9 protein-coding genes are annotated in these 12,239 nt (G+C 44.6%); 2 read left to right on the top strand and 7 right to left on the bottom strand.

Annotated elements, in window-relative coordinates; translation table 11 throughout:
• The first annotated feature begins 194 nt into the window (after window positions 1-194).
• Both NIAKO_RS33770 and uvrC read left to right on the top strand, forming a co-directional pair.
• Entirely contained in the window at window positions 195-803 is a 609-nt protein-coding gene (locus NIAKO_RS33770) for a hypothetical protein (protein WP_014222992.1), read from the top strand.
• Window positions 804-816: 13 nt separating this feature from the next.
• Entirely contained in the window at window positions 817-2,640 is a 1,824-nt protein-coding gene (gene uvrC, locus NIAKO_RS33765) for an excinuclease ABC subunit UvrC (protein ID WP_014222991.1), read from the top strand.
• Window positions 2,641-2,965: 325 nt separating this feature from the next.
• Here the strand turns inward: uvrC and porN are convergent, their stop codons facing one another.
• From porN to NIAKO_RS33730, 7 genes are all read right to left on the bottom strand, one after another.
• Window positions 2,966-4,000 (bottom strand): type IX secretion system ring subunit PorN/GldN, encoded by a 1,035-nt coding sequence (gene porN, locus NIAKO_RS33760; protein ID WP_014222990.1) that lies wholly within the window; start codon window positions 3,998-4,000, stop codon window positions 2,966-2,968.
• 25 nt (window positions 4,001-4,025) lie between these two features.
• Window positions 4,026-5,615 (bottom strand): type IX secretion system motor protein PorM/GldM, encoded by a 1,590-nt coding sequence (gene porM / locus NIAKO_RS33755; RefSeq protein ID WP_014222989.1) that lies wholly within the window; start codon window positions 5,613-5,615, stop codon window positions 4,026-4,028.
• Between the two features lie 77 nt (window positions 5,616-5,692).
• Window positions 5,693-6,463 (bottom strand): type IX secretion system motor protein PorL/GldL, encoded by a 771-nt coding sequence (gene porL / locus NIAKO_RS33750; protein ID WP_014222988.1) that lies wholly within the window; start codon window positions 6,461-6,463, stop codon window positions 5,693-5,695.
• A gap of 133 nt (window positions 6,464-6,596) precedes the next feature.
• Window positions 6,597-7,871, bottom strand: coding sequence for a T9SS ring complex lipoprotein PorK/GldK (porK, locus tag NIAKO_RS33745; RefSeq protein ID WP_172642135.1), 1,275 nt, complete (start codon window positions 7,869-7,871; stop codon window positions 6,597-6,599).
• Window positions 7,872-8,025: 154 nt separating this feature from the next.
• Window positions 8,026-10,083 (bottom strand): thioredoxin domain-containing protein, encoded by a 2,058-nt coding sequence (locus NIAKO_RS33740; RefSeq protein ID WP_014222986.1) that lies wholly within the window; start codon window positions 10,081-10,083, stop codon window positions 8,026-8,028.
• Between the two features lie 233 nt (window positions 10,084-10,316).
• Window positions 10,317-11,114 carry a uroporphyrinogen-III synthase gene (locus NIAKO_RS33735; protein ID WP_049815661.1) on the bottom strand — a complete coding sequence of 266 codons (798 nt, stop codon included), beginning with the start codon at window positions 11,112-11,114 and terminating at the stop codon, window positions 10,317-10,319.
• A gap of 25 nt (window positions 11,115-11,139) precedes the next feature.
• Complete coding sequence (locus NIAKO_RS33730) at window positions 11,140-12,195, bottom strand: DUF4271 domain-containing protein (protein WP_133055239.1); 1,056 nt, start codon at window positions 12,193-12,195, stop codon at window positions 11,140-11,142.
• Window positions 12,196-12,239 lie beyond the last annotated feature (44 nt).

Here is a 12,239-nt window from a genome sequence, read left to right as displayed (position 1 = left end):
TGAGTAGTGAGTAGTGAGTAGTGAGTGGGTTCCCGAATATTCGGAGTTCTAAATAATCTCGAGCTAACTGACTACTGACTACTGACTACTGACTACTGACTACTCACAACTGACTTTCAACTTCTTATTTCTCCTTCCCCTTACTTTTCAAATGTCCCTTTCGTTCACACAGCGGAATTCAATATTTTTACCCGATGAAGCGGATAAATCTATTATTTCCGGCCCTGTTATTACTGGCCGTAGCCTGTAAACACAAACCCCAGCAGCCTGCAGGTAATGCTGAAACCACCCAGGATTCACTGAATTCCGGCACTTATTTACCTATAACAGATCTTATTAAAAATGATATTACGAAGGTGGATACTTATGCCGGCGCTATTCTTAAAAAAATGAATACAAATGGCAAAAAAGACTCATCCTACATTCAGCCGGCGGAGTTTCATAAACTGGCCAGCCAGTTCCTGTTGCCCGAACTGGATTCCGCTTCGTTCCACAACCATTTTACCGAGCATTCGCTGATGGATGAAACCACTGAAATGCTGAACTTTATTTATTCGCCAAAAGACGCCGATGGTTCTTTGCGGAATGTAATGGTATTCCTGCAGCCCAGCCTGGCCACCGACCAGGTAAAACGCGTTTACATGGAAAGGTCGTTCAGCAGCGGCGACACCACCATTGAACAAAAACTTACCTGGAAGATGATGGATTACTTTTATGTACTTACCATTCGCCAACCAAAGAACGCGCCGGCTGTTACTTCTATGGAAAAGGTGGTCTGGGACCCACAGAGTTTTGCCGATTAAGGAATCAACAATCATGACAGCACAGGAATTTCAACAAATTGCACCAACATTACCGGTTGACCCCGGTATTTACAAATATTACGATTCGGGGGATACCCTGCTTTACGTAGGTAAAGCAAAGAACCTCCGTAAACGGGTGAGCTCTTATTTTACCAAAACGTTCACCTCCTATAAAACCCATGAGCTGGTTCAGCGTATAAGGCGCATAGAGTTCACCATTGTACCCAGTGAGCAAGATGCCTTCCTGCTGGAGAACTCGCTGATAAAACAGTTTCAGCCGCGTTTTAACATAAACCTGAAAGATGACAAGACCTATCCCTACATTGTCATCAAAAAAGAGAACTTTCCCCGCGTGTTTCTTACCCGCCGTAAAATAAACGACGGTTCCGAATACCTGGGCCCTTTTACCTCGGTAGCCAAAGTGCGGGAGCTGCTCGATTTTGTAAAGGCAAATATTCAGCTACGCACCTGTAAACTTAACCTCACCCCCGCCAACATCCGGAAGGGCAAGTTCAAGGTTTGTCTTGAATACCACCTGGGCAATTGCAAGGGCCCCTGTGAAAGCCATCAAACCGAAGAAGAATATGGGGAGGGATTAATGCAGTTACGGAATATTCTCAAGGGCAACCTGGGCCCGGTGATCAGTCATTATAAAAAAGAGATGAAGGAAGCTGCCGAGAACCTTGCATTTGAGAAAGCGCAGATATTACGTAAAAAAATTGAACACCTCGAAGAGTACGACGCCCGTTCGGTGATCGTAAGCAGGCACCTGGGCAATGCAGATGTATTTTCAATTTTGCGTGATGGCGATATTGCCTATGTAACCTACCTGATGATGCAGAACGGCACCATTGTGCAAACCCATACTTCGCAATGGGAAACCCACCTCGATGAACCTGCTGAAGAAGTGTTGTCGTTTGCTATTGCACAACTGCGCTCCACCTTCAACAGCCTGAGCCCCGAGATCATTGTTCCGTTTGAAATTGAATATGACGAACCGGGAATAGTGGTTACCGTGCCCAAGGCCGGTGATAAAAAGAAACTGCTGGATATGGCCGCGCTGAACGTAAACTATTTCAAGGAAGAGATCAGGCAACGGAAAATGCTGAAGCTCGATGGCAAGGATGCTTCTACCAAACACCGGGTGCTGGAACAAATACAACACGACCTGCAATTACCCGCCATCCCCGTTCACATTGAATGTTTTGATAATTCCAACTTCCAGGGCAGTTACCCCGTATCGGCCATGGTTTGTTTTAAAGATGGTGTACCCAGTAAACAGGACTACCGGCATTTCAATGTAAAAACGGTGCAGGGCATCAATGACTTTGCCACCATGAAAGAGGCTGTTACGCGGCGGTATAAACGATTACAACTGGAACAGCAGCCTTTTCCGCAACTGGTGATCATCGATGGTGGTAAAGGCCAGCTGGGCGCCGCACTGGAAGGCATAAACGAACTGGGCCTGCAGGGCAAAATGACGCTGGTGGGATTGGCAAAAAACGAAGAAGAGATCTTTTTCCCGGGCGATAAGGAATCGGTGAAGCTGCCTTACAATAGTGATAGTTTGAAACTGATCCGCTCCATTCGTGATGAGGTGCACCGTTTTGGTATTACATTTCACCGTAAAAAACGCAGCCAGGGCACTTTCAAGAACGAGCTTGAGCAAATAAAAGGCATTGGTAAGAACACGGCGGAACAATTACTGAAAGAATTTAAATCGGTTAAACGGGTGAAGGAACTGAGCCTGGAGGAGCTAACGTCGGCCGTAGGAACATCTAAGGCTAACTTGATTAGGAATTACTTTGATAAACCTGATGAGGCTGAGGTAAACTGACGATTCACAAACTATATATTACAGCCTTCCAATTGATTGGGAGGCTTCTCTTTTATTGATAGATACCCCTAAAAAGAAAAAGGGGCCCGGATAGACATCCAGCCCCGTTTTTAAAATCCAATATCCTATGAAAAACCATTGTAAAAATAGTGAATAGGCGGAACAAAACAATACCTAATAGTGGGTATTTTTAAAAAAATTCCTGATATAATGTTTATACAACGACTCCGGTTTTCGCATGACCTACAATGGCTTAATGTAATAAATAAAAAAAGGCATCGTAAATTTACGATGCCTTTTTTTATTATAATGATGTCTAATCTTACTAGTATGACCAAAGGTCCTGCTCGTAGTTAAATATCCGCTCCTTCATGTCTTCGCCTTCTAACAGCGCCAGGATAGGATCTTTAATGTACGATTTGATGAACTCATCATTGGGGTTGTTAACAGTTGATTTGATGATGCGGCTTGCGAACATGCGGCTCTCAAACAACTCTTCCCAACTCATACGGGCGCCAAAGTTTTTACCATTGTACACCTCGTGTTTAGCAAAGATGGGTCTCAGATCGGGGTAGTAAACCCAGAAGATGGGAGTTACATCGCGGAAAGAGCCATCGTCGTTGGTAATGGTCTTCAGCGGGGCGATCCCGAGGATACGCACCTGCATACGCGAAGATTCCTTGTCGAATACCCAGTCTTCCTTGATCCAGAATCTTTCGATCTTGTCAGGATTGAACTCATCAACGATAACGGTATCACGCATCAGACCTTTTGAACCATCAGGGTCATTTTTAAGGTCAGGAACCTGTAATGGCTTGGGTGTTCCAACCAGTCCTTTCACTATATCCTTGAAAGTCAAAGGTGTGGTAAACCGGTCGTCATCGGCAGAGAACGCAGTGATACTGTCGTTTTTGATTGCATTTAACAGGATATAAATGAACCGCTCATTACCCTGGTCGCCTTCTGCTTTGTATACGAAAGGCAGGTTCATTTTCTCGTGTACGTCAATCTCACGCCAAACCCGCTGCATATACACGGCATCATCTTCCCGGATGTGTTCGTATGCCAAGGGAATCCGGTCTTTCACCAGGTTACGCTCGATAGCGTTATCATTACGCAGCGATTTTTTGATCGGCGGAATGTCCAGCTTCGCTTCAATCGGAGCTGGTTTTACGGTGTCAACCGGTGGTGGCGCTACAGCAGCAACAGGCTTGTTCTTGCTTTTCACAGTGCTTTTTTTAACTGCACCAGCACGCTTTTTTGCAGGCCGGTTAGGCTTTTTTGCCTGAGCATCTGCGAAGTTGGCTGTAAATACCATCACAGTCAGCAACAAACACAGTTTTATAATACGGTTCTTCATTAGTTCCCTGTTTTTATAATGTTTTTTACTTAAGGCTGAATTGCATGCCTGGGATCTCACGCTTACGGCCATCAGGACCTATAACATTGATTGCGTCGATGAAGATCCTTGTTCCAGGACCAGCGCTGGTAATGATGCTGGCAGCCTGACCGCTCCAGCGGTTTCCATCGTTGGTAGCTTCACGATACAGCTGGATGGGGCCACCTACAGCACCTACACGGTAGCTAACTACCTGGAAAGGAGCCATGAAGTCACTTTCTTCCAGTTTCGCGAGAACGGCACCCATTGCTTTAAATTCAGCTGCACCAATACTTCCGCCTTTCTTTGTTCCAACAAAAGCTGCTGGCGGAGGCAGATATTTTAAACGCATTGGGAATTTAAAGGTTTTGCCTTCTGCTGTTACAACGATTTCAGACATACCAGGTTTGCTGGGCTTAGCAACGTAATGGTCGTTACCGGTTTTTGTGATAGAACCATCGGCAAAGCTTACTCTTGTTTTTTCAGCACCTACGCTACCACCAGAAACGGTGAGCGGGTTGTCAACACCAATGTACAGTACGTTCATTTTCTCGAGGAAAATAGAAGCTCCTGAAGGAACACCTACTGTATACTTGATGCTTTTGGTAACACGGTCAATAGAACCATCAGGTTTTTGGTACTCAATCACCACGTTAACCGGGTGTTCGCCAGTACCGCTTGCTGTAGTTTTAAAGATAGCTGTTCCATCGGCTGTCAGGGGCATGTTTTGACCATTGATAGTGATCTTTGGTTTTGCAGCGTCGCTGAAAGCGCCTACACCAGCAGTGATCTCAACCGGATCGCCAGGCATAGCGTAAGTAGTGTTTGATGTTGCAATAGCCTGGAATTTATTATAAACCAGCTTCACTTCACCAATTTTAGAGTGGTAGTAGTCAACAACCTGAGCTTCAGAGCTCTTTACATCATTCTGGAATTTGCTCAGAATGGTTAAAGCTGCGATAGCCGGCGTCATGTGGAAATAGCTTTGAATCCAGCCATCTACATCATTACCATATTTAGTACCGGTTTTAGAAGCTGGAACAGACAGATCCATGGGAATGGATTTCTGTAACTTGTCCAGATCCGCTGTCATGTCCGATTTTTCTTTAGGACTCAAAGTAGGATCGTTAGGATTTACACCAGCAAGGATGTTCTTTTTGAACTCACCCAGTTTGGCATATAACTCTTTACCTTTTCCTTCTTTATCCATTAAACGGATAGCAGCATCCAGGTTATCAGCATTGATCTCTTGTTTACCGGTAACGTGGTTTTCGTGTGTACCGGCTGCTTTTTCCAGGTCGGCTTTCAATGTCTCAATATAAGCATAGAGATCAGCAGACAATTTTTTAGCATCCTGAGCTTTAGGAGCCCAACGTTCTGCCTGGGCTTTTGTCTGCTCATCTTTTAATTTTGCGTCAAAAGATGCGTAGGTCAGATTGTTCTTATCGCCTATTACTGCATTCGACTTAACAATACTGCCATTTACTGTAACGAAGGCATTGAGGATTTCTGATGATACGTTGAGTGCCAGCAGAGCTGTAAGCACCAGGTACATCATGTTAATCATCTTCTGCCTCGGCTCTTTAGGTAAAGCCATGGTTTAGGTTTTTCTAGTTTAAACAATTTTGTTCACTAATCTGATTGCATTAGATACGGATATGGATACCGACCTGATTAACGACCTGACATAGCAGTGAGCATGTTACCATAAATGGTATTCAGGTGGCTCAGGTTACCTGCCAGTTTAGAGATCTGTTCGTGAGCTTTCTTAGCATCATCTACGCTGCCCTGCATGGTTTGTGAAGCCTGTACCAGGTTACCGTAGAAGCTGTTCATAGCTTTCAGGTGGTTGTTTGTATCCTGTAACTCCAGTTCGTAAATAGCATTCAGAGAACCTAAATTTTTGGTCAGAACCTGAACCTGCTCATGGAACTGTTTTGTGCCATCAGCAGCACTGTTGAAACTAGAAACTGAAGCAGCAGCGCCAGTATAAACATCTTTCATTTTATCCAGGGCAACAGTTACTTCTTTAGTTTTTGCTGTATAGTCAGAAGTAGTTTTAACTACATCAGATACGTCGGCTATATTAGTAACAGTAGAACCTAATTTTTTGAAACCTTCGCTTAAACGTGCAAGGTTAGCAGGTGTGATATCAGCTTCCTGGAACATTTCATCCATTTTAGCGATAGCGGGGTTGCCTGAAGAAGCAACGCCACCGGCTAATTTTGGTAATGCTTCAGCAATTGCATGCATTTCTGATCCGGGAGGGGGTAAGAATGCATATACCACGAAGATAACTGCCTCAGTAATAAGACCTGCAGTCAAGAAAAAGTCAGCAAGCGCCTGGTGGGTAATTTTTTGCCAGGCACCAAAGATAACTACAGCAGCACCCATACATACGATTACGTTTACCAGTCTTTCAGTAGATTTAGAAACTCCAGCCATAACTTTAAATTTTAATTTTTAGAAAACGGGTTTTCAAAGGGTTGAGAGAATAAAATTCCAGTTTGATTTTGTTGTTAAATCAATCTCCAATAAAACGGATTCGCCGTTAAAAAATTTTACTCTTAAATAGATTTTAACGTTTCTTCTGCATAGCAGGTAAATCAATCACACAGCGGAAGCCAATGTAAGACTTAGCTGTATCCATATATTCATAACTACGGGTGCTCGTTTGAAGGAAGAATCCTACATCTTTCCAGCTGCCACCGCGAATTACCTTACGTTTCATACGTGGAGGTGCATCGTCATTGGCATCGAAACGAATGTCTGGGTTCATATCGTGTTGGAAGTTGTAAGCGCCTTCGTAGAACAGAGAAGAAGTCCACTCCGATACGTTACCGGCCATGCAATACAAACCAAAGTCGTTTGGCCAGTAAGCATCTGCGCGGGCAGTATAGAAAGCTCCGTCTTCTGGATAGTTACCACGGCCGGGTTTGAAGTTGGCCAGTAAGCAACCTTTCTTATTTCTCAGATAATAGTTACCCCAGGGGAACATTGATTGAGAACGACCGCCACGGGCAGCATATTCCCACTCTGCTTCTGTTGGTAAACGGAAATCTGATTCGGTAGGTCTTTTCTTAGACTCGAGGAAAGAATTCAGGTAGTGAGTTCTCCATTCGCAGAATGCGCTGGCCTGTTTCCAGTTCACACCTACTACAGGGTAGTTGCCGAAGGCCGGGTGAACGAAATACCGCTTGGTCATTGGTTCGTTGTAAGAATAAGAGAAGTCACGAATCCAAACCAGGGTATCTGGATAAATAGGCACATTCCTTTTTACAATGAACTGAGAGCGGGGCTTGCCGGCGTTTCCACGTTCAGCAGCTTCTTTCAGCTGGAATGTTTCTGAATGGTATATCAATTTTGAAGGATCGATCTCCTTTTTGCCGAAAATGCGGTTTTCAGGCGACAGGATCAGCTGATCGATCTTCTCGATAGTCGCTTTGTCATCCCATTTAATGGTTTTCGCTTTTTTCCAGTCAACTGAGAAAGTACCATCTACTTCTTTACCATACTGAAGCAGGGTGGCGCCGATAGAGTCGCGAACCCATTGCACAAACTGACGATACTCGTTGTTTGTGATCTCGGTTGCGTCCATCCAGAAACCATTAATAGAAATTTGCTTGTTACGGGCAGTATAAGCGTAGTTAACATCCTCATCGCTGGGTCCCATATGGAACGTCCCTGGTGGTACATAAACCATTCCTGGAGGTCTGGTCAAATTGTACTTTGCAGCCGCAGATACACCATGCAACTGACCATCATTGGGCAGGCCTTTTGAGGATTTTCCTACTTTGCCACATCCGGTAGCGATCAGAGCCACCAGCGCTGTTAAGGCGGATAGGTTCTTCATTTTCATAATATTAAAGGGTATTGGGCAAAAATAATGTTTTACCGACTTCATCACAAGAATAGAATTTATTTTTTAAAACTGCAATTACGTGATATAAGCTTACATGTAAACGATACCGGAAATTGGATTATTGTATCCCCAAAATTTTAAATTTTTACACATTTTTCAGAAGACGGATCAGGTCAGATACTTTGACTACAGGCGCGCTACACTGGTAGTTTTTACATAAGTAAATTTGCGTATCAGGGGTAGGTGTTTTACCGGCTAATAAGGGTAAATCATTATTTGCCTGGGGGGCACTTTGGAGAACCCGGAACGGGATAAAATGCTGCAAAAGCTCGCGCCTTACCAATTCAACGTCTTTTCCAATAATGGCTATTTCTGCAATACCCCCTGCAATTGATAATATCATGCTAGCCCATACGCCAAAAGATCCCGGATAGCGATGTACAGCCTGGTGTAGTCCTGCGCACATTTCAATGGCCCTTTCCTTCCAACCGGACATATCAAAAACAACGCCCAAGTACTGCAAATTAAAAGCCATTATTGCGTTTCCTGAGGGAATTGCGCCATCATACACTTCTTTTTTTCGCACAATTACATCCTGCTGCCCCTGATGGGTATAAAAGAAATAACCGGTGCCTTCCTCGCTGAACTGGTCAATTACCTGTTGTGTCAATGCTTTTGCCTTATACAGATATGCTGCTTTACCGGTGATCTCCTGCAAATGGATCAACGCCTGTATTAAATACGCATAATCGTCCAAAAAGGCTGGGTATCTTGCTATTTCTTTTTTATAGGTATGAAAAAATTCCAGGCCATCCCGGGTGAACCGGTTCATGATAAATTTCATGTTCTCCTCGGCCACTTCCGCATATTGCGGATTGCCAAAAACACTGTACGCCTTGCTATAGGCCGTGTTCATCAACGCGTTCCAGCCCAGCAATATTTTATCATCAAGCTGGGGTCTTATCCGGCCCGCGCGGTGTTGTAACAGCTTTTCACGCCCCTGCTGCAACAATTCCTGCAGCCTGGCTTCGGGAATATTATTGTCCGCCGCAAACTGTTTCAACGGTTTACGTATGTTCAAAATGTTGGTATGCTCCCAATTGCCGCCTTCGGTAACATCATAAAAAGCACAGAATACGGCGGCGTCCTGTTGTAAAATGGCTTCTATTTCGGGTTTACTCCATACATAAAACTTCCCCTCAACCCCTTCACTGTCGGCATCCAGGGCCGAATAAAAACCCTTTTCGGGAGAATGCAACTCCCTTTCCACAAAAGCCAGCGTTTCCTCCACCGCCTGTTTATACAACGGTTGTTGGGTCAGCTGCCAGGCATCGCACAGCACAGATACCAGTAAGGCGTTATCATATAGCATTTTTTCAAAATGCGGCACCAGCCATTCCCTGTCGGTTGAATACCGGGCAAACCCACCACCGAGGTGATCATACAAACCGCCCCGGATCATTTTATCTAAACTCAGGCAGGCCTGGGCCAACGCCTGCTCATTGCCGGTTTTATGGTAATAACGCAGCAAATACCCAATTGTAAAGGTTTGTGGAAATTTGGGGGCACTCCCAAAACCACCTTCTTCTTTATCGGCCGTACCCATAATGTTGTTGAACATGGTATCGGCTATCTCTTTTGAAAAAAGCGCGTCCATATTTATATCACCCTCCACAGCCTGCTGGCCAAAGGAGTTGGATTGAACTATATGTCCGGTTAAATTAGTAGCCTGCGCATCTATATCGTCTCGTTTTTCGGTCCAGGCATTGGCCACGCCTGTTAATACATCGTGCCAGGAAGGCCGGTTATAAATGGCTTTGGGCGGGAAATAGGTACCGCCATAGAAGGGCCGGCCATCGGGGGTAAGAAAGATGTTCAGGGGCCAGCCGCCGCTGCCGGTCATGGCCTGCACCGCATCCATATATATATGATCAAGATCCGGCCGCTCTTCGCGATCTATCTTAACATTGATGAAATGGGCATTCATCATGGAAGCCGTTTCCTCATTTTCAAAACTCTCCTTTTCCATCACATGACACCAGTGGCAGGCGGCATACCCAATGCTTACCAGCAAAGGTTTGTCTTCTTTTTTTGCCCGGTCAAGCGCCTCATTGCCCCAGGGGTACCAGTCAACGGGGTTATGGGCGTGTTGCAACAAGTAGGGACTCGTTTCTTCTGCCAGCCTGTTTGTGTGTTTAGCCATGCTTAAAAGTACCTGATTTCAAATATATGTGTAAAAGGAAACCGTAAAATGGTGGTAAATCACTATTTCTTAATGATGCCCTGGAAGGTTATTATAGCAAATCGTGTTCCCGGGGGAGAATACAGCTGAAAGCTCAAAGCTGAAAGCCTAAAGCAAAAGGCACCCCGATTATCGGGATGCCTTTAACTATATGGTTTTGCTTTTGGCTTTAGGCTTTCACCTTTTAGCCTGCTTTATTTCTTTTTATGCGCTGCCAGGTACTGTTCCAACGCCGCTACCATAGACGGGGCCTGTGGGGCCGGCGCCTTAATATCCAGGGTTAAACCGGCGTCTTCAACGGCGCGGGAAGTATTGCTGCCGAACGCACCAATGCGGGTGCCGTTCTGTTGATAGGCAGGCACGTTATCGAAAAGACTTTTTACGCCGCTGGGGGTAAAAAAGCAAATGATGTCGTATTCGGTTTTTGTCAGCAGCTCCTTCACATCGCAACTGATAGTGCGGTACATGAATGGGGTGGCAAATTCACAATTGTTCGCTTTCAGCCAGCTCACAATCTCATTATCCTGCTGATTTTCGGAACAGGGGTACAGGAACTTCTCGTTCTCTTTATGTTTGTTTATTACATCAAACATGCTCTTGTTCGTACTATCGGCCCCATAAAACACCTTGCGCTTGCGATACAGGATAAATTTCTGCAAGTACAATGCAACGGCTTCAGTAATGCAGAAATACTTCGTATCCTGCGAAATACTGATCTTCATTTCCTCGCAAATGCGGAAGAAGTGATCAATTGCGTTGCGACTGGTAAAGATTACAGCTGTATAATTAGGTATTTCTATCTTTTGCTTGCGGAACTCTTTGGCGGGAATACCTTCAAGACGTATGAATGGCTGGAACTCCAATTCAACACTGTACTTTCTGGCAAGTTCGAAGTACGGTGATTTATCGGTTTCCGGCCTGGGTTGAGTAATCAGGATTCTTTTAATGGTGTTTGTAGCTGTTGCTACGTTTTTAGCCCCGTTTTTAACCATATTAGCTACGTATGGATTTGCAAAGTTAATAACTTCTTTCCACAAAAATCAATAACACCTTGTAAATCAATAAAAGGGGTGCTATTTCGAAGGCGCAAAGGTAAATAAAAAAATGGAATCTTGACAGTTTAATCTCATTTCTTACTGGCCTGTATGCTATTATAAACCGATAAATAAATAATATAGCAATAAAGAAATAAGTCAAAGTCATTAAAATTGTCAAAAACTGCCCTTTTGCGAAGGCCATAAACAGTAAAGCCGGTAATAAATAGATGCCCAGCATCTTATTTACCAGGAAAACTATGAAAATATAGGTATCCGTCGCTGACCTGATATTGAACATCCAGCCTACCATTTTAAGCAGAATGAACTTACCCATATAAATAGTAGCCAGCAGCACACAGCAATAAAATAACAGCAGCCACCGGTTCATACCCGGTACTATATTATAATAGTCGGCCACAAAACTCAGGAACAGGCCGGTGGAGATAACAAACAGAATATTCAGGAAAAGGGAGGGCAAGGGTGATTGCAACACCTGGTCCCTGATCTGCTGATGCCGCATAGTAACCCTGAGGAACAAGGTGTTGAGGTTATCGAGGTACTTCAAAAAGGCGATGCGGATGAACCCATAAAAGAACAACAGGAGGCACAGAAAGTAAAACATGCTTTCGTCATGGCTTCCCTTCTTCAGCTGTTCGGTGATCAATACCGCCTTTCCATAAAAGTTAAAATAAGGATGGTCGCGCAACGCATTCTCAAAACCCGCCAGGGTAGGTTTGGGCTCCGGCCCCTCCTCTTTTACCACGCTGGCCACCGGTATAACCGAATCAGGGCGGGTAGCAACAACCGGCCGGCGTACGGTTTTAACACTGTCGGCCGTATCGGGCCGGGCAACGGTAAGCGCTGTATCGGCCAATGTATGGTTAACGGTGTCTTTTTCTTTTTTCCGGGTAATGGTATCTCTTTTAATACCGGGCGTATCGCGTTGTTCCCGGGGAGGAATAGTATCCTTTCCGCTTTGCGCAAGCGACACCATCATTAAGCAACAACAAAAAGCGAGTAGAATGAATTTCTTCACAGGGAACTTTTGGGTTTGCAAAAATATTGTAGTGCCGCCATTGC

The organism is Niastella koreensis GR20-10, assembly GCF_000246855.1.
GTDB classification, from domain to species: domain Bacteria; phylum Bacteroidota; class Bacteroidia; order Chitinophagales; family Chitinophagaceae; genus Niastella; species Niastella koreensis.
Note: the sequence above shows the minus strand (reverse complement) of the source record. Positions and strands in the feature narration are given on the sequence as shown.